Genomic DNA, 19,549 nt, shown 5'->3' with positions numbered 1-19,549 from the left:
CAGGCCTTCTTTTTTTGGAATCGAAGGCAAAAAAGATGCAAGAAAATAATGTTAGGAACCTTGCAAATTAAATTTTATAGTGCTATAATAAGAAAGTAAGGTATCTAACAATTGAAGTTGAGATACCTTGTTTTTACGAAAATTAGGAAACAGGAGGAATGTGAAGTGATAAAAGAACTTTCAAAATGTATCAGAGAGTATAAGGCAGCTTCGATCAAAGCACCGATTTATGTATCACTGGAAGTAGTTATGGAATGTATCATTCCGTTCATCATCGCCCAGCTTGTGAATGAAATTAAGGCTGGATGCAGTTTTTCCGTGATTGCAACATATGGATCGATCCTGCTTGTGATGGCAGTAGTTTCGCTGGTATTTGGTGTGATGGCAGGGACAGCGGCAGCGACCGGCTCCTGCGGATTTGCCAAAAACTTAAGAAAAGATATGTTCTACAAAATTCAGACGTATTCGTTTAAGAATATTGATCGGTTTTCTACCTCGTCTTTAGTGACGAGACTTACGACAGACGTGATGAATGTGCAGATGGCGTATATGATGATTATCCGAATTGCAATTCGATGTCCGCTGATGTTGATTTTTTCCTTTACAATGGCATTTATTATGGGAGGAAAGATGGCATGGATCTTTGTGATTCTTGTTCCGGTACTTGGTGTGGGACTGGCGCTGATCATCCGTCTGACGATGCCGCTGTTTCGGAAAGTCTTTAAGAAATATGATCGCCTGAACAATTCTATTCAGGAGAATGTAAAGGGAATCCGTGTTGTGAAATCTTATGTCCGTGAAGAATATGAAAAAGAAAAATTCGGGGCGGCGGCAGATGATATCTGTCAGGATTTTACAAGAGCAGAGAAAATTTTGGCATTCAACAATCCACTGATGCAGTTTTGCATGTATGCAGTAATGATCTTTGTGCTTTCTTTCGGATCTTATGTGATCATCTCATCAAGGGGGCTTGACCTGGATGTAGGACAGTTTTCTGCACTGCTTACATATAGTTTCCAGATTCTGAGCAGTCTGATGATGATTTCTATGGTCTTTGTTATGATCACAATGGCAAGCGAGTCTGCGAAACGTATCGTGGAAGTACTTTCCGAAGAGAGCACGATCAAGAATCCGGAGCATCCAGTTTATGAAGTCAGAGATGGTTCGATCGATTTTGATAAGGTAAATTTCAAATATTCAAAAAATGCAGAGAAGATGGCGCTTGCCAATATCGATCTGCATATCAAATCTGGTGAGACGATTGGTGTCATTGGAGGAACCGGGTCTTCGAAATCTTCTTTGATCCAGTTAATCTCCCGTTTGTATGATGTGACGGAGGGATGTGTTAAAGTCGGTGGCCGCGATGTCAAGGAGTATGATCTGGAGACTTTGAGAAATCAGGTATCTGTTGTATTGCAGAAAAATATTCTATTCTCCGGTACGATTAAGGAAAATCTTCGGTGGGGAAATAAGGAAGCAACGGACGAGGAACTGATCGAGGCATGTAAACTGGCACAGGCAGATGAATTTATCAGACAGTTCCCGGCAGGATATGATACCCATATCGAGCAGGGAGGAACGAACGTGTCCGGTGGACAGAAACAGCGTCTCTGTATTGCAAGAGCGCTTCTAAAGAAACCGAAGATTCTGATTTTGGATGATTCGACGAGTGCAGTAGATACGAAGACGGATGCATTGATCCGCCAGTCATTCCGCGAATTCATTCCGGAGACGACAAAGATCATCATTGCTCAGGGAACCTCCTCCGTGCAGGATGCAGACCGGATCATTGTCATGGACGGCGGTACGATCAATGCAGTCGGAACACATGAGGAACTTCTGAAACACAATGAGATTTACAGAGAAGTATATACATCTCAGAATAAGGCAGGTGATGACGATGAAAAATAAGGGACCAAGCAGAGCAAAAAAAGGAACACTGGGACGTCTGATCAAGACATTGTTTGAGTTTTATCCGGTTAAGATGCCGATCGTACTGTTCTGTATTATTTTCAGTGCAGTTGTCTCTTCCATTCCAGCTATTTTCATGCAGAATGTCATCGCGATCGTAGAGACAAGCTGGAAGAGCGGAGACTGGGATGCTGTTTCCGGAAAAGTTTTCTATTATGTAGGGCTGCTTCTTGTATTTTATATCCTGTCCATTTTGTCCGCGATCACTTATACCCAGATGATGGCGGGAATCACGCAGGGATTTTTGAAAAAGCTTCGTGTAAAAATGTTCAATGGAATGCAGGATCTTCCAGTCAGATATTTTGATACACATAATCATGGAGATATCATGAGCTATTACACAAACGACATTGATACACTGCGTCAGATGGTATCGCAGAGTATTCCGCAGCTTTTGATTTCTTCTATTACAGTGCTGACCGTATTCTCAATTATGCTGTACTTCAGTGTGTGGATGACGATTGTTGTTGTATGCGGCGTGATCCTGATGTTTTTTGTAACGAAGAAAGTTGGGGGAAATTCTGCAAAATATTTTGTGCGCCAGCAAGTCGCACTGGGAAAAGTGGAAGGTTTTGTAGAAGAGATTATGAATGGACAGAAAGTTGTACAGGTTTTCTGCCATGAGAGAGAAAGCGAGGCAGATTTTGATCGTCTCAATGAGGAATTGTTTCACGATGCGGAAAATGCCAATAAGTTTGCAAATATTCTGATGCCGGTACTGGGAAATATTGGAAATATTTTGTATGTTGCTGTTGCGTTGACTGGAGGAATTTTGCTTCTTTCTAAAGCTCCAAACCTGAGTATTTCCGGTATGGCGATCGGAATCAGCATTGTTGTTCCGTTTTTAAATATGACAAAGCAGTTTGCGGGAAATATCAGCCAGGTGTCAAATCAGGTCAATTCAGTTGTAATGGGACTTGCAGGTGCAGACCGTATTTTTACATTGATCGATGAAGAGCCAGAAGTTGATGAAGGTTATGTGACATTGGTCAATGCAAGAGAAGAGAATGGAGAGATTATAGAGTGTGAAGAACATACTGGACTGTGGGCATGGAAGCATCCACACCAAGATGGAACCGTGACTTATACAAAGTTAACGGGAGATGTCCGGATGTTTGATGTGGACTTTGGATATGTACCGGAAAAGACAGTACTTCATAATATCACACTTTATGCAGAGCCGGGACAGAAAGTGGCATTTGTAGGTTCTACTGGAGCAGGAAAGACAACGATCACAAATCTGATCAACCGTTTTTATGATATTGCAGATGGAAAGATTCGTTATGATGGAATCAACATCAATAAGATTAAAAAAGCAGATTTGCGCCGTTCACTTGGGGTGATTTTGCAGGAGACAAATCTTTTTACCGGAACTGTTATGGACAATATCCGTTATGGAAAGCTAGATGCGACAGAAGAAGAGTGTATTGCGGCTGCAAAACTTGCCGGTGCGCATGATTTTATCACGCGTCTTCCAGAAGGGTATCATACACCGCTTACGGAAAACGGGGCGAGCCTTTCTCAGGGACAGCGGCAGCTCATTGCAATTGCACGCGCGGCAGTCGCAGATCCTCCGGTAATGATTATGGATGAGGCGACTTCTTCGATTGATACACGTACAGAGGCGATCGTACAGCGCGGAATGGATGCGCTGATGGAAGGAAGAACGGTATTTGTCATTGCGCACCGTCTCTCCACTGTGCGGAATTCGGATGTGATCATGGTATTAGAGCATGGAAATATTATCGAAAGAGGAGACCATGAGACATTGATCGCACAAAAAGGAAAATATTATCAGTTATATACAGGAGCATTTGAGCTCGAATAATATTTTATACAAAAGTCCGGAAACCTGGAACTGATATCAGGTTTTCCGGACTTTTGTCGTTTCAATAATGAAAGATTAATGGGTTAAAAGTTTTTGATAACTGTTTTCGATACAGAAGGCTCCAAGCGGTGCTGTCAGTAGTATGGAGACAACGGCAACGGTGAGGACGAGATTTCCGCAGGAAAGTCCAAGAGCGAGAGGGATTCCACCGATAGCTGCCTGGACGGTTGCCTTTGGAGTGTAGGCTATCATGCAGAAAAGTCGTTCTTTTTTTGTAAGATCTGTTCCTGCAAGACAGAGAAAGACACCTGACATCCGAAAGAGAAGAACAAGGAGGAGCAGAAGAACAGCGGTTCCTCCGGCTGACTTCAGATAGCGAAGATCGACAGTTGCACCGACAAGGACAAAGAGTATGATCTCTGCTCCAACCCATAGTTTATTAAATTTTAAGGAGAGCCGGAGGGAAAGTGCCTGATTTTTCTGCTGCAGGGAGACACCGATTGTCATTACCGCAATCAGGGAAGCAAAAGGAATTACATTTGCACAGTGATCTTCCAGTGTGACAAGCAAAAAAGAGATACAGAGGAAAATGATTACTTTTGCAGTATCTCGCATGTGAATTCGGTGAAAGAAAACCGAAAGGAGCAGTCCGATTCCAAGCCCTGATATTATTCCGAGAAAAATGGATATTGGAATATTGACAAAACTTCTGATGGACACAGAGTCTCCGGCAGCAAGACTGGTAAAGGCGGTAAACACAACGATTACAAATACATCATCGACGGAAGCCCCGGCTAAGATCAGTTGAGGGATTCCTTTTTTTGTGCCATAGCCTTCCTCCATAAGTTTCACCATGTTCGGAACGATGACAGCAGGGGAAACAGCGGCAATGACAGAGCTAAGAATCGCTGCATCAAGCAGTGAGATGCCAAGCAGTTTTGGGGCAAGCAATATCATTCCTGCCATCTCAAAGCAGGCAGGAACAAAGCACATTAAAATTGCGGGACGTCCGACTTTTTTTAAATCATCCAGATTCAATGACAATCCTGCCCGGATTAAAATAATGATCAGAGCAATCCTGCGAAGATCAGCGGATACGGATAAAATGGAAGCATCAATCAGATCAAGTGCATAAGGACCGAGAAAGATTCCGGTGATCAGCATTCCGGTCAGCGCCGGAAGGTGTAGCTTCTTGCAGAGGGCACCGAGTGACATGCCTAGCAGCAATAGAACAGAAATACTAAATAACATTTGTTTTTCTCCTTTCCGATAGAAAATGATGTAATAAAAAAGCTGATGAGTCCTGCAAAAAGCAGAAGTCATCAGCAATCAGGGGAGGCACGCTCCACCTGGCGGTTTTAGTATTTACTAAGGGAGAACTTCATTCCCTTGCTAAAGGATAAGAGAAAAAGTTACATTTGTCAAGGAGAACTTTCGCAAGAAATTATTTGGCGCTTTCGTTACAAAGTTCTCTTTTTACAGCGAGCAGTAACAGAAAAAGTGCTACTGCAAGGAAAATGTGGGAAAGTCCTGCAAATCCAGAGAGCATACCGTTTAACATGCGTGTCATTGGATAGCCTGTTACTTGCACGATTCCGCGTATGAGAAGCGTGACAGCCATCAAAGGGAATGCAATGTTATAGATGAGAAAAAATTTTTGGAACAGTTTTTGGTCTCCAAGTGCAGTAAATTTGCAGAGCACTGCAAGAAGAAGAAAGAAAAATGTTCCGAGAACGAGCAGATGTCCGTGTATCACGCCAAGAGTTGTTTTCCCGGTGAAATCAAAGAGTTTTGTAAATTCTCGGTAGAAAACCCCTCCTGCCATGGAGCAGAAAAAATAGATGATAGAAGCGGTCATTAATGTTTTCACTGTGGTAATGTGTGTGTGCTTTTCTGTGCTCATATAAAATAGAACCTCCTAATAGAAAAATAATATGTGAAAAAGCTAATTTGCAGTTTCTGTTTTTTTGAAAAAAATGTAGTTCCGACCAAAAGTGATCCCTGCAAGAAACAGCGCCGCGCCCAGCCCGGTATAAAACACAGCGATAAATCTGTCCGGCAATAAGTGGAATGTGCGGATCGTGATCCCAAATGTGATCATAAAAGCCATGATCAGAAATGACTTCAGATCAAAAAAGTTAAGAAAAAACTGTCGCTCTTCCTGATAATTCTGAATACGGTCTGTGTGCTTTACAGTCAGTTTGTAAAAGATCATGAACCAGAAGAAAAGAAATACAAGAAGCGAAAGTATAAAGTTGATCACGCTTTTGTAAGCTACATAAGTCTCTATTCCGATGCGCAGGATGTTAAATCCGGCAATCATCCAGACGATTGCTGCGAGAAGCAGCAGATTTCGTTTTTTAATTTTCATAAGCATACCTCCTGTGAAAGAAAATGATGAACGGTGTTCAGTTTCATGTATAGTAAACTCTCACTCTTTCCATTTGCAGTTCCCGCTGCACAAAAACATAGCAGTTAGTGAGCAGGGGCATAGAGACAGCGGCGGACAATCTCAAGGATTCCGCGGTAGTCTTTCTGAAAATGAAATACAGAGGAGACGAATAATTCCAGTACATAGCTGATAAATAATTCAGGAGTAAGCACTTCGTCAAATGCATCCTCCCGGACATTTGGATCTCTGCGCAGTACGTTCAGAAGATTTTCCTCTAAATGGCGGAAATATTTCTCCATCATCTGATGTCCGGCTTTCTGATCTTCAGAAGCAAAAACCATTGCATGCCGGGAGAAAAATTCAGGATACATCTGACTTCCTCTCTGTACACTGTCAAAAAGCCAGTTAAGACATTCTACAAAATCGGAAAAAGCACACTGGCTTGCAGACATGTGGAAAATATCTTTCCAGATATTCTCGATCGCTGCACAGAGAAGTTCTGATTTAGAGGAAAAATAATTGTAGACGGAACCAACTGCCATGCCACATTCTGAGGCAACCGAGCGTATACTGATTGCTTCCAGTCCCCGCTCTTTTGCAATCTTCTGACAGACGGCAATGATTTCTTCTTTTGAAGTAACTGTTGGATTCATAAAAACCTCCTTCTAAAATGAACCTTGTTCAAGTTTAAAATAAACGATAGAGGAATGTTTGTCAAGCAGAAAATTATTCTTTTTCAATCGCATGCGCACTAAGTCTTTTTTCGCCCCATGGAGAACTCAACATCGCTTCTCCGTTGACGATCCCTGCCTGCAGGACTTCAATTGGACCGAGCACATCGGTGATCGGGATTCCATTTATATGAACAGACTTTACGAACTCCTCGAAGGAAGTGTAAGTTTGTTCATCAAACACGAAATGGATTTCTTCTTGTTTAATCTTATTATAAAATTTTTCGTCTAACTCTTCTACATAGGCGCCCATGCGGTGTGTTGTGCCTCCATAGCGGAATTCTATAATCTCAAATGGCCAGGATTTGTCATAGTCACTTTTTATGATAGCAAGCACATCCTGCATAGAGATCCATAAAGTTTTCGAGTGTTTCTTAAAAATTTTAAACATGTCTATAAACTCCTTTCAGTAATAGATTTGTATGAGTGATCAGCAGAAATATACGATAGCGATGCTTGTTTGATTTGGAAAAGTTGCACATTCTATCGGTGAAAAGTTTTTAATATTATAGCATTTTTGATAACGAATTGGTACTAGTTCATTCAGTTTTATGATTGGATGACGACTAGTTGCCGGAATAAAAAATAGAAAATCCTTATTATTTCCTTAGAATTGGCTTTTACAATGAAGATAAATTCATTACAGGAGGTAAAAAAATGCAGAAAAATATATTAGAAACAAGGGAACTTAGTAAAGTTTACAGAGAGCAGAAAGCAGTCAATGCAGTCTCTATTCAGGTGCGGGAGAATACCGTCTATGGCCTGCTTGGTGCAAATGGGGCAGGAAAATCGACACTGTTGAAAATGATTGCGGGAATCGTCCGTCCGACTCAGGGGAGTATTCTGGTGGATGGCGAAGTATGGAGCAGGAAGTCATTAAATAAGATTGGTTCTCTGATCGAATCGCCGGCAATCTATGGAAACTTGTCTGCGCGGGAAAATCTGAAAGTGCGTACACGGATGCTAGGTCTTCCCGAGGAAAGGATTGATGAGGTGCTGGAGATTGTCGGACTGACACAGACTGGAAAGAAACGTGCAGGGAAATTTTCTATGGGAATGAAGCAGAGACTTGGGCTTGCGATCGCTCTTTTAAATCATCCGAAACTTTTGATCCTGGATGAGCCGACCAACGGTCTGGATCCAATCGGAATCCAGGATCTTAGACAGATGATTCAGGAATTTCCACAAAAAGGAATTACTGTCATTGTGTCAAGTCATATTTTAAGTGAAGTGTCTCAGGTGGCGGATGATATCGGAATTATTGCCGATGGAGTGTTAGGCTATCAGGGAGAAATGCCTCATGAGGAAAAGCTGGAGAGTCTGTTTATGGAGATTGCCGGGGCAGGCAGAAAGGAGTAGTAGAGATGTGGAATGATCTTTGTGCAGAACAGATGAAGTACCGACATACTTTCTTGGGGAAAGCGTTTCTTGTGGCGCCGCTTTTGACATTGCTGCTTGGCATTAAGTTGTCTCCAGCGTATGTAGTTTTGACTAGTTTTAATTGGTGGTATATGTTTTTGCTTCCGGCAATGCTTTCCATTGTTTCCTGCAGCTGCGGAGAGAAAGATAGAAAGCTTGGCGAAAAGGCGGTGTTTACACTTCCGGTGTCACTAAAAAGGGTAAGGCTGATCAAGATTTTTTATTGCAGTCTGTGGTTGTTTTTGGCATGCATAGTGCAGTGTATTTTGACGTTTGTGGCAGGACAGGTATTCCAGGCAAAATATTCAGACACCATTACGATTTTTCATGCGCTGTTTGCAGGAGTGTTACTGTTTCTGACATACGCGTGGCAGATTCCACTTTGCCTTCTTCTGGAGCAGAAATGCGGAGCCGCAGCCACAATTTTGATCAATATGGTAGCAAATATTATCTTGAGTGCTAATTTTGCAACCGAAAGGATGTGGCTGATTCCATATGCAGTTCCGGCGCGTCTGATGTGTCCGGTACTAAAAATATTGCCAAATGGGCTTCCGGCAGAGCCGGGAAACATCACATTTTCCCCGCAACTTCTGTCATGGGAAAGTATTTTGCCGGGACTTGTGGTCACTTGCCTATGCTTTGTTGTTGTCACAGAAATTAGTATCCGGGTCTATGAGAGAAAGGGGATGAAGTAAATGCTGCGTGCAGAATTTGTAAAAATGAAACGGACTACACTTTTCTGGATGCATATACTGGTACCGATAGTTGGAACAGGAATTGTTCTCTGGTATTATAAGGGACTTGGGGCGTTGCATATGAATGTAAAGAGTATCGGGGAGTTTCTGGAAATTTTAAGTCTTGCATTTCCGACACTGAGCGGAATTGTGTGCGCGCTTGGAACAGAGATGGAAGTGGATGCCGGAAATATGCAGGTGCTCTTGGGAGGAGTAGCAGGAAAGTGCCGTGCAGGGGGCGTGAAATTGGTGGCATTGCTGCTGCTTGGAGCAATGGGAACACTGCTGGCGCTTGGAAGTTATCTGGTAGGGATCTATCTGTATTCTGGAGAATCTTTCAGTGGCGAGTTACTACTTTTTACTGTGGAGTCAGTTTTTATACTTCTTGGAACGCAGATTGCTATTTATGTCATCCATTTTTTTCTGAGTCTAAAGTGGCATAAGGGAGTTGTTATAGGGGCAGGGATTGTGGAGAGTATGCTTTCGGCGCTGTTTCTTACCGGAATGGGAGAGGGAATTTGGATGTATTGTCCGTTTGCCTGGGGAACACAACTGTTGAGATATATGATATATTATAAGGAGAAATTCATAATGGAAATAACGTCAGATCTAAGAACCGGGGTGTGGATGAGCGCAGGAATGACAGTTGCTTTTCTAACGGCGTTTTTTGTCTGGTTTTCATACTATGAAGGAAAGAAGGAAGTGGAATAAAAATGGCAAAGATTCTTGCAGTGGATGATGAGGCAAAGATTCTCCAGATCATAAGGAAAGCACTGGAAAAAGATGGGCATATCGTACAGACTGTCCAGGATGGGGAAGTGGTAAGACAGATGGAGTTGTCCCGATATGACTTGATTTTATTGGATGTGATGATGCCTGGCATCGATGGCTTTACTTTGTGCAGGGAGATTCGAGAAACTGTGGATTGCCCAATTGTATTTCTGACAGCAAAGACACTCGAGGAAGATCTGATGGCAGGACTTGGTTCCGGAGCAGATGATTATATTTGCAAACCGTTCGGACTTGGAGAACTTCGGGCGAGGGTGCAGGCGCACCTGCGAAGAGAACTGCGGGAGAAGAAGCAGGTGTTCGCGGTATCCGGGCTTCATTTTTATATGCAGGCAAAAAAAGTGATGGCAAAAGATCAGAAAGTTCCGCTGACAAAAAGCGAGTATCAGATTTGTGAATATCTGGCGCTTCATCACGGACAGACACTGTCGCGGGAACAGATCTATGAGGCAGTATTTGGCTATGAAGGAGAAAGTGACGCCTCAGCGATCACAGAACATATTAAAAATATCCGAGCGAAATTAATAAAAGTACAGGCGGAGCCAATTGAGACCGTCTGGGGGATGGGGTATCGATGGAATTAAAAAGGAAAATACGACTGCATACCTTTTTTATCCGGTATGCAGTCTGGGTTATGATTGGTGCAGTGGTGATTTTGACAGCTGCACTGTTGCTGTTTTCCGCAGGGATAGAGACAGGATGGATTCTTCCGGCAAATTATGCGGAAGGAATGCTTACAGGACGTGCCAGACAGATTCAGTCAGCAGAGCGGGTGACGGAAGATCTGATTCCGGAGACATGTCGGTACGGAGTGTATGATCGAGAGGGAACATACCTTTATGGAACATTTGAAAAAGAAGAGCGGGAAGACGCGTGGGAGATTTATAGAGAAGGAGAGAGAGGAAAAGAGGGGTATTATTTTCGAAGTTTTGACAGGGAAAGAGAAGTATGCATTGTGAAGTACCGCATGGTTTCCAGCTATACGAACAAGTTTTTACGACAGTATTTTCCGGCGGCAGACTGGACCTTGATAGGAGTGACAGTCATTTTATTTTTCTTGTATCTCATATGGCTGGCAAAAAGGTTTGGAAGGATTATTTCGCGGGAAATTTCTTCGTTGGAGCAGGTGACTGAAAATATCAGTCAACAGGAACTTAATTTTGAAAGAAAATCTTCAAAAGTACTGGAAATCGATGCAGTGTTACAATCCATGGATCAGATGAGGGAAGCACTCAAACAATCGCTGCACAGACAGTGGAATATGGAGCAGATGCGAAGGGAGCAGATGGCGGCGCTTGCACATGATATTAAGACGCCACTGACCATTCTCCGGGGGAATGCAGAATTGACACTGGAAGCGGAGGAACTTGCGGAAGTAAAAGAGTATGCCGAAGAAATTCGCGAAGAGACGAAAACAATAGAAAATTATCTTCAAGTACTTCAGGAGATGCTGCTTTCGGAAAGAAATCAGACGACGGCAAAAACAAAGACAGATCTATTACGATTTACAGAAAAAATAAAAAAGCAGGCAGACACACTTGCAAAGACTAGGCAGATGACAGTCAGTGTGAGAGAAATTCCTGAAAATTGTTTGGAAAACTTTGTGTTGGATATGGAAGAAGAATCTATTTACCGGGCATGGATGAATATCATTGCAAACAGTGTCGAATATGGAAAGGAAGGGGGAAGGATCCGGCTTACGGTCTGCATAGAGGAAGAACAAACAATATTTGTCACGGAAGATGATGGGCCTGGATTTTCAGAAGAGGAGCTGTTTAGGGGAACGGAACAGTTTTACAGGGGAGATAAAAGTCGCGGACAGCGCAATCATTATGGTATGGGTTTGGCAATTGCAAGCAGGTTTGTTGAGCAGCAAGGAGGGCGTTTATGTTTAGAAAATTCGGATGCAATGGGAGGAGCGCAGGTGACGATTTCTCTTTTGAAGAAAAGCAGGAGAGATTGTGAGAAGAAATAGTTTTGTGCAATTTTTTTGCCGAATATAGAAAAAACAAATAGTTTAAAACTATAAAAATCTTTGTTTTGAAGACATATGTATGCAGGTGAAAATGAATTGAAAAAAAGGGATTGCTTTTGTCTTACTTTAAGGCGTAAAAACCAAAGAAATCAGAAAAAATAAAATGATAGAAAATGCGACAATGTCGTTAAAAAGCGAAAAACTTGTGCATAGCATACAAAAATAGTAGAAATATACATGAAAAAAGGAAAAGTATTGCACAAAACACGCAAACGTGTTAATATCTTAACAGATTTATTTAAAACCTAAAAATAAGGAGGAAGTGAGTAAGATAAAGAAGAAAGTAGTTGCGTGTCTGCTTGCAGGAACAATGGCTATGTCTCTTACCGCATGTGGCGGAGGCGGTGTTAGCAGCAATTCATCATCAGGAAAGGGAGATAGTAAAGAAGCAAGCACTGCGGATAAGGAAGTCGGTGTAGAACAGACAGCGGAGCCGCAGGCACCACCGGAGGATGCACCGGTAGGAGGTCAGTTCGTAGTACAGATCGCTCCGGGATCCTTATCACCGGATATGATGGATGGATGGTCAGCAAACGCTACCAATACAGGTTTCATCAGATTGATGAATGGTTACGGGCTTACAGATATCACAAGAGAGCGTGTCAAAGAATGGGATCCGGTTGTTGTAAAATCTCATGAGGAGACAGACAACGAAGATGGTTCCAGAACTTATACCATTACAATTAATGATAACTTGAAATGGAATGATGGATCTAAAATCACAGCAAAAGATTATGTGTTCCACATTCTTCTTCGTTCTTCCAAGCAGTTCGCTGAGTGTGAAGGCGATGCGACAATGGGAAGTACTTTAGTTGGATTTGATACATTTCGTGAAGGAAAAACAAAAGAATTTACAGGCGTTCGTTTGCTTGGAGAATATGAATTTTCCTTCACAGTAGCAGCGGAAAACCTTCCGGATTACTATATCCTTGATTCCATTGGATTTGAACCCGCACCGATGGCAGCAATTGCGCCGGAAGTAGAGATCAAAGACGATGGAAACGGATGCTACCTGAATGATAAATTTACAACAGACTTACTCCGCAAGACACTGCTTGATCCGGAGACCGGGTTCCGCTATAAGAGACCGGTTGTCTGTGGACCATACCAGTTAAAGAAAGTAGATATCGGTACAGAGACTGTTGAGATAGAGATCAACAAAGAATATCTTGGAAGATATGACGGAACAACACCACATATCGAGAAAATCATCTCAAAACCAGTTGCAACGGAAACATGGAGAGATGAGTTTGAAAAAGGTACGGTTGATTTCTTTAAGACAAGCAAAGGAGAGACGATCGACTCTACACTGACAAAGGTAGAAGATGGATCGATCAAAGCGAACTACGGAGTGGTACCTCAGGATTCTGTATTGGAATTCCGTTTCGCGTGTGATTTCGGACCATCCCAGTTCCCGGAAGTGCGTCGTGCATTTGCTTACATTATTGATCGTGATGAGATCAACAAACAGCTGACTGGTGGATATGCAAATGTGGTAGACTGCGTTGCAACAGAGGCAATGGAGGACTACCAGGCAACAAAGGATGAACTGGAAGGAGAACTGACACATTATACATACGATATCGATAAAGCAAAACAAGAACTGATCGATGGTGGCTGGACATTAAATGAAAGTGGCGGAGAATTCGTAGAAGGAACAGACAAGGTTCGCTACAAAGAAGTAGATGGAAAACTAATGCCGTTAGTAATCGAATGGGCATATCAGGAAAGTGAGCAAAATAACCTTTATAATACAGTAATTCCACCGGAAGCAGAGAAGATTGGTATGCAGATCAAAGGAACGAAGATGGACTTTGCTCAGGTTATCAATCATCTGAATCGAGAAGGAGTGGATCCTACTTATCATGTATTCAGCGTTGGCGTTGTATTACCGGAACTCAGTGCATGGTGGTACTTCTTTGATGATGCACCGGAACGCATGGGTCTTTGGAACTATTATCGTGTAAGCGATCCGGAATTAAAGAGTATCACACAGGAAATGAGAAGCGTAGAGCCGGGTGATACAGATACATTCAGAAAGTTATTTGTTGAATTTGAAAAAGAGATTAACAAAGAGCTTCCGGGAGTTGTTATGTCAACCGGTACAGACTACTGGTTTTATAATCCAAAATTAAAGAACTTTGTTCCGCGTGCATATGACAACTGGTGGTACTTTGTTTTGGATGCATATATCGAGGAATAATAAAAATAGGTAGTAGATAGTTTGAAACATAAGAAGGGAGGCGGCAAAGCCCGCTTCCTTTTTTATCACATCGGAAAGTCAGACGGATTTTCCGATGTGATAAAAAACACTGGGGTTTCCGGTGATGTTCTGTACTAACTAATAATAAAAAGTGGGGTTACAACGAATGGTTAAATACATCTTAAAAAGACTTTCCTATATGGTAGTCGTCTTCTTTATACTGTCCATTCTGTTATTCGGGCTATTCAAGATGGTTCCGGGAGATCCGGCGCGTATGATGGTCGAGGGACAGAAGATGAGCGTATCTCCGGAAGAGTACGAAAGACTTTATCAGGACGCAAGGACACGTCTGGGATTAGATAAGCCGATTATCGTCCAGTACTTTAGCTGGTTTGGCAATGTATTACAAGGTGACTTCGGATACTCTTCCGTACATCGTGTTCCGGTTCTTCAGCTTGTAGGACCACCGATGAAAAATACAGTCTGTCTGAATATTGTATATTATATCTTATTATTTTTTATTACGATTCCTTTGGGAATCAAGGCGGCAGTCAAGCAGAATTCTGTGTTTGACACGACGGTGCAGGTGACGACGATCATCGGAATCAGTATTCCGTCTTTCATAACAGCACTGATCTTTATTTTCCTGTTTGCAATTACAATCCCGATTTTCCCGATTAGCGGAATGGTGACGACCGGAGCAGGGTATACCGGAATCCGGGCGGTTGGTGATTATCTGTACCATCTCTGTCTGCCGGTGATCGTTATGGTTTTTGCGGGGCTGGGAGGTCTGACACGATATGTAAGAGGAGCTCTTCTTGATGCGCTTTCTATGGATTATGTACGTACTGCAAGAGCGAAAGGATTGCGGGAGAAAACGGTGATTTACAAACATGCATTCCGCAATGCATTGATTCCGATCACAGGGTATGTTGTCGGTTCTATCGTGGCAATTTTCGGTGGCTCCATTATTATTGAGACATTGTTCTCTTGGAAGGGTGTTGGAAAGCTTCTGATCGATTCTTTGAACCAGCAGGATTATACCGTGGCACTAGCTATGCAGATGTTCTATATTTTACTGGCACTTGTGGCAAATCTAATCACAGACATCTGTTACTGTTTTGTGGATCCACGAATCAAATTAGAGTAATCATGGAGGAAAGCACATGTTAAAGAAAGGCAAAAAGGAAGAAAAGAAGCGTTCGATATTAGAAGAAGAACAGATGCAGAGTCCTTTTCGGACAATCCTCAAAAGACTCTGTGAAAATAAAATTGCTATGGGCTCCGCAATTGTATTTTGTACGATATTTTTAATGTGTTTCATTCTGCCAATTTGGCTGAAACAAGATATGAACTATCAGGATCCAACTCAGAAGAATATTGCGCCGGGGATGAAGTTCCTTGATGTTCCGAAAGAGCTGCAGGGAAATGCAAAGAAGATTGAAGCGGGACCGACATTTGGAGTAGGAATTGATAATGACGGTGTAGTATATGAGTGGGGAACACTGACGGACAGGTTAAAACAGATACCGGGAGATATGGGGAAAGTTGTCGATATCGCCGTTGGTCAGGATCACGTGCTTGCACTGAATGAAGAAGGGAAACTGTTCACATGGGGATTTAACCGTATGAACTTAAACAGGATTCCGACAGAGCTGAAAGGAAAGAAAGTGAAATCCATTTCTGCAGGATTCCAAGTGTCTATCGTAGTACTGGAGGATGGAAGTGTTGTAAAGTGGGGAAATGAGAATGCGATTGATGTTGTGACATCAAAAGTCAAAGATGAAAAGGTGAAGTCAGTCAAAACAAATATCCAGACAGGTCTTGCGCTTACTGAAGATGGGAAGCTGATTCCAATGGCCAAGAGGGAAACTGCATTTGATGCGATCCCGGAAGAGATTCAGGGGAAAGTGAAAGATTTTGCGTTGACTGACAAGACGGCATTTGCATTACTGGAAGATGGTACACTCGCATGCTGGGGAGCAAATGATTATAAGATTCAAAGTATCCCGGAAGAAATAGACGGACATGTGGAGAGCCTCTCCGCAGGACGTAACCATGTTGTTGCTTTGTTAGATGACGGAAGTGTGAAGGCATGGGGCGGAAACAACAATAAGCAGATCAAGGTACCAGGCGATATGAAAAATATCGTTGCCGTCTCCAGTAGATACTATCAGAATTATGCAATCGACAAAGACGGAAATGTGAAGACATGGGGACTAAAGGGATATTTGTTTGGAACCGATAACCTTGGAAGAAGTGTTGCGCTTCGTATGTTAAAGGGTGGTCAGATGACAATGACAGTCGGATTTGTATCGGTAATCATTTCACTTGTGATTGGTATCATTGTCGGAGGAATCGCAGGGTACTATGCAGGTAAGATAGATATTATCCTGATGCGTGTTGCAGAAGTGGTAGGATCGCTGCCGTTTATTCCTCTGGCATTGATTTTATCTGCCCTAATTGGAAATAAAGTATCGGAGATTGGCCGTATCATTATGATCATGGTTATCTTAGGTATTTTAAGCTGGCCGGGCGTTGCGAATATGGTGCGTGCGCAGGTGCTTGCAGAACGGCAAAAGGAATTCGTTACGGCGGCAAAGGCACTGGGGGTTCGGGAAAGAAATATTATTTTCCGTCACATTGTTCCAAATGTTATGACGATTATTATTGTAAATGCAACACTTGCATTTGCGACTTGTATGCTGACGGAGTCCGGCCTGTCGTTCCTTGGATTTGGTGTTGGAGAACCAATTCCTTCATGGGGAAATATGCTGAACAACTGCCGGTCTTCAGAGGTTATCTCTCAGTTCTGGTGGAGATGGGTATTCCCGTCTATTGCACTTGCACTATGTACGATCAGCATCAACCTTTTTGGAGACGGTCTGCGCAAAGCAGTTGATCCAAAATCCAATGAAAGGTAGGAAAAGACATGGAATATTTATTAGAAGTTGATGATTTACATACATATTTTAAGACAAAAAAAGGAATTGTAAAAGCAGTAAACGGAGTGTCTTATCAGGTGGAGGCTGGTAAGACGCTTGGAATCGTAGGAGAATCCGGAAGTGGAAAGAGTGTATCTGCGATGAGCATCTTAAAACTTCTTGATGGAAACGGGTATATTGACAGCGGAACAATCACATTTAAGGGACGCAACCTTGCAGAATGTACCAAAAATGATATGTACCAGATTCGTGGAAATGAGATCTCGGTTATTTTCCAGGAGCCGATGACAAGCTTAAACCCGGTATATACGATTGAGAAACAGCTGAATGAAGTATATCTGACACACCAGAAGATCTCAAAAGAAGAGGCGAGTAAGAAATCGCTGGAAATGTTGAAATCAGTAAAGATTCCAAATGCAGAGTCTATTATGAAACAATATCCGCATCAGTTGTCCGGTGGGATGAGACAGCGTGTCATGATCGCGATGGCATTGGCATGTGAGCCAAGTCTTTTGATCGCAGATGAGCCGACAACTGCACTTGATGTAACCATTCAGGCGCAGATCCTTCATTTGATGAATGAGTTAAAGAAAGAAAAAGGAACTTCAATCCTTTTCATCACACATGATCTCGGTGTTATCAATGAGATGGCAGACAGCGTGGCGGTAATGTACTGTGGACAGGTAGTGGAAATGTGCCCGGCACATGCAATCTTCGCAAGAGACAATGCGTTCTCACATCCTTATACAGAAGGATTGATGACATCGATTCCGAGACTGGATACACCGGTAGGAGCACGTCTGGAAGCGATTCCGGGATCTGTGCCACATCCGCTGGATCTTCCAAAAGGATGTAAATTCGCACCGCGCTGTAAATACGCGACACAGAAATGTCTGGAAGAAGAACCAAAGTTGGAACAGGTAGAAGGAGATCATATAGTACGCTGCTTCTATCCTGAGAAGGAGGGGCGTCATGCAAAACAATCATAAGGAAAATCAGGGAGAGAAGAAAGTACTCTTAAGAATTACAGACCTGAAGCAGTGGTTCCCGATCAAGAAGACGAAACTTTTCCAGAAAGAACAGCTTTATGTCCGCGCAAATGACGGAATCACACTGGATATCTATGCGGGAGAGACAGTCGGTCTGGTAGGTGAGTCCGGATGCGGGAAATCTACATTTGGAAGAACGCTGCTGCAGATTTATCCACAGACAGAAGGAAAAACTATGTATTATGGACGTTCTCTGACAGAGATGGCGCCGGATTATGTAGAAGATACAGTAAAAAGTATCGGACCAAGAAAGAAAAAAATCGCAGAAATTGAGAAAAAAGTAGAAAGTCTTAAGGCAGAGTACGAGAAAATGGAAGACGGAGCAGAAAAGTTCCGGAAGCAGGAAGAATGCGAGAATCTCCGCAAGGAATGTAACAGAGAGTTTCTGAATCTCGTACAGATCATCGGAGGATTTTATGCCGTAGACAATACGCAGGAAGCAGAGCAGCAGATTCTTGAAAAATTCAAGATTGCGAAGGTTTTGTGCAACTTGAGAGAAGAAGATAAAACAGAAGGCAAAGATAAGAGCCGTGAGATTGCAGTGAAAGAAAAAGAACTTGCAGCAGCAGAGGAGAAACTTACTGCACTCCGTGCAAAATACAGTTCAGATCCGGAGTTCAAAAAATACGAAGAATATAAGGACAATGGAGTAGATCTTGCAAGACTGAAGTCAAAAGAAATGCGTATTTTAAGAAAAGATATGCAGATGATCTTCCAGGATCCATATTCTTCCCTGAATCCTAGAATGACTGTGGGACAGATCATCGGAGAAGGACTTCTCGCACATGGATTTTTTCAGAAGAATGATGATAAGATGCAGGATTATGTCATGAAGACGATGGAAGAGTGTGGTCTGGCTCCGTATATGATCCACAGATATCCACACCAGTTCTCCGGTGGACAGAGACAGCGTATCGGTATCGCCAGAGCCCTTGCATTGAAACCGAAATTTGTTGTCTGCGACGAGGCGGTATCTGCGCTCGACGTATCGATCCAGTCACAGATCGTCAATCTGTTAAAGGATCTCGGAGAAAAGGAAAACCTTGCATATTTATTTATCTCCCACGGACTGAGTGTTGTCAAATACATCAGTGACAGAATCGGGGTCATGTACCTTGGAAATATTGTAGAGCTTGCATCTTCCAAAGCCATGTTTGACCACCCGATGCATCCGTATACAGAGGCACTTCTGTCAGCAATCCCGACGACGGATCCGAATCATAAAAAGGAGATTGTCCCTCTGGAAGGAGATATTCCAAGCCCGGTACATCCGCCGGAAGGATGTAAGTTCCATACAAGATGCAAATACTGTCAGGAAATTTGCAAACACGTGACACCGGAACTGAGAGAATTAGAGCCGGAACACTATGTGGCATGCCACTTCCCACTGGAAAAGAAAGAGGAAGTATAGTATAATAAAGGGAAAATGATTTGACACAGAGGTAGAAAGGAA

At 42.6% G+C, this 19,549-nt stretch carries 17 protein-coding genes and 1 riboswitch; of the genes, 12 read left to right on the top strand and 5 right to left on the bottom strand.

Translation table 11 applies throughout. The features are described from left to right. The first annotated feature begins 165 nt into the window (after positions 1-165). Positions 166-1,911, top strand: a complete 1,746-nt coding sequence (locus tag ACGG81_RS10100; RefSeq protein ID WP_390108148.1) for an ABC transporter ATP-binding protein — start codon at positions 166-168, stop codon at positions 1,909-1,911. Then, a complete protein-coding gene (locus ACGG81_RS10095) occupies positions 1,895-3,799 on the top strand; it encodes an ABC transporter ATP-binding protein (RefSeq protein WP_390108145.1) in 1,905 nt (634 codons plus the stop codon). Before ACGG81_RS10100 ends, ACGG81_RS10095 begins: the two co-directional genes overlap by 17 nt. A 75-nt stretch (positions 3,800-3,874) precedes the next feature. Here ACGG81_RS10095 and ACGG81_RS10090 read toward each other — a convergent pair whose 3' ends face one another. The 5 genes from ACGG81_RS10090 to ACGG81_RS10070 form a co-directional block, all read right to left on the bottom strand. Further along, positions 3,875-5,050 carry a cation:proton antiporter gene (locus tag ACGG81_RS10090; RefSeq protein WP_016438339.1) on the bottom strand — a complete coding sequence of 392 codons (1,176 nt, stop codon included), beginning with the start codon at positions 5,048-5,050 and terminating at the stop codon, positions 3,875-3,877. A gap of 55 nt (positions 5,051-5,105) precedes the next feature. Then, positions 5,106-5,197: riboswitch (Fluoride riboswitch) on the bottom strand. Between the two features lie 46 nt (positions 5,198-5,243). Continuing rightward, complete coding sequence (locus ACGG81_RS10085; RefSeq protein WP_016438340.1) at positions 5,244-5,702, bottom strand: DUF2871 domain-containing protein; 459 nt, start codon at positions 5,700-5,702, stop codon at positions 5,244-5,246. 42 nt (positions 5,703-5,744) lie between these two features. After that, positions 5,745-6,170 (bottom strand): hypothetical protein, encoded by a 426-nt coding sequence (locus ACGG81_RS10080; protein ID WP_016438341.1) that lies wholly within the window; start codon positions 6,168-6,170, stop codon positions 5,745-5,747. 104 nt (positions 6,171-6,274) lie between these two features. Beyond that, positions 6,275-6,844 carry a TetR/AcrR family transcriptional regulator gene (locus ACGG81_RS10075; protein WP_016438342.1) on the bottom strand — a complete coding sequence of 190 codons (570 nt, stop codon included), beginning with the start codon at positions 6,842-6,844 and terminating at the stop codon, positions 6,275-6,277. A gap of 73 nt (positions 6,845-6,917) precedes the next feature. Further along, complete coding sequence (locus ACGG81_RS10070) at positions 6,918-7,313, bottom strand: hypothetical protein (RefSeq protein ID WP_117576598.1); 396 nt, start codon at positions 7,311-7,313, stop codon at positions 6,918-6,920. Between the two features lie 266 nt (positions 7,314-7,579). On the opposite strand from ACGG81_RS10070, the gene ACGG81_RS10065 reads away from it, so the two are divergent. From ACGG81_RS10065 to ACGG81_RS10020, 10 genes are all read left to right on the top strand, one after another. Continuing rightward, positions 7,580-8,281 carry a lantibiotic protection ABC transporter ATP-binding protein gene (locus ACGG81_RS10065; protein ID WP_016438347.1) on the top strand — a complete coding sequence of 234 codons (702 nt, stop codon included), beginning with the start codon at positions 7,580-7,582 and terminating at the stop codon, positions 8,279-8,281. 5 nt (positions 8,282-8,286) lie between these two features. After that, positions 8,287-9,036 carry a lantibiotic immunity ABC transporter MutE/EpiE family permease subunit gene (locus ACGG81_RS10060; protein WP_317344453.1) on the top strand — a complete coding sequence of 250 codons (750 nt, stop codon included), beginning with the start codon at positions 8,287-8,289 and terminating at the stop codon, positions 9,034-9,036. Beyond that, a complete protein-coding gene (locus ACGG81_RS10055) occupies positions 9,037-9,786 on the top strand; it encodes a lantibiotic immunity ABC transporter MutG family permease subunit (protein WP_317344454.1) in 750 nt (249 codons plus the stop codon). It abuts the gene before it with no gap. 2 nt (positions 9,787-9,788) lie between these two features. Further along, positions 9,789-10,448, top strand: a complete 660-nt coding sequence (locus ACGG81_RS10050) for a response regulator transcription factor (protein WP_008974907.1) — start codon at positions 9,789-9,791, stop codon at positions 10,446-10,448. Next, positions 10,439-11,839 (top strand): HAMP domain-containing sensor histidine kinase, encoded by a 1,401-nt coding sequence (locus ACGG81_RS10045; RefSeq protein WP_317344455.1) that lies wholly within the window; start codon positions 10,439-10,441, stop codon positions 11,837-11,839. Before ACGG81_RS10050 ends, ACGG81_RS10045 begins: the two co-directional genes overlap by 10 nt. A gap of 322 nt (positions 11,840-12,161) precedes the next feature. Further along, positions 12,162-14,102, top strand: a complete 1,941-nt coding sequence (locus ACGG81_RS10040) for an ABC transporter substrate-binding protein (RefSeq protein WP_390108138.1) — start codon at positions 12,162-12,164, stop codon at positions 14,100-14,102. A gap of 166 nt (positions 14,103-14,268) precedes the next feature. Then, complete coding sequence (locus tag ACGG81_RS10035; protein ID WP_008974911.1) at positions 14,269-15,252, top strand: ABC transporter permease; 984 nt, start codon at positions 14,269-14,271, stop codon at positions 15,250-15,252. A gap of 16 nt (positions 15,253-15,268) precedes the next feature. Beyond that, entirely contained in the window at positions 15,269-17,026 is a 1,758-nt protein-coding gene (locus ACGG81_RS10030) for an ABC transporter permease subunit (RefSeq protein WP_317344456.1), read from the top strand. 8 nt (positions 17,027-17,034) lie between these two features. Further along, positions 17,035-18,036, top strand: a complete 1,002-nt coding sequence (locus tag ACGG81_RS10025) for an ABC transporter ATP-binding protein (RefSeq protein WP_008974914.1) — start codon at positions 17,035-17,037, stop codon at positions 18,034-18,036. Then, the gene (locus ACGG81_RS10020; RefSeq protein ID WP_008974915.1) at positions 18,020-19,507 is read left to right on the top strand and encodes an ABC transporter ATP-binding protein; all 1,488 of its coding nucleotides are present in this window, start codon (positions 18,020-18,022) and stop codon (positions 19,505-19,507) included. The genes ACGG81_RS10025 and ACGG81_RS10020 overlap by 17 nt, the downstream gene beginning before the upstream one ends. Positions 19,508-19,549: the final 42 nt, after the last annotated feature.

The sequence above is a fragment of the Faecalimonas umbilicata genome (assembly GCF_042846195.1).
Lineage (GTDB): Bacteria > Bacillota > Clostridia > Lachnospirales > Lachnospiraceae > Faecalimonas > Faecalimonas umbilicata.
This window is presented reverse-complemented; position numbering and strand designations above follow the sequence as displayed.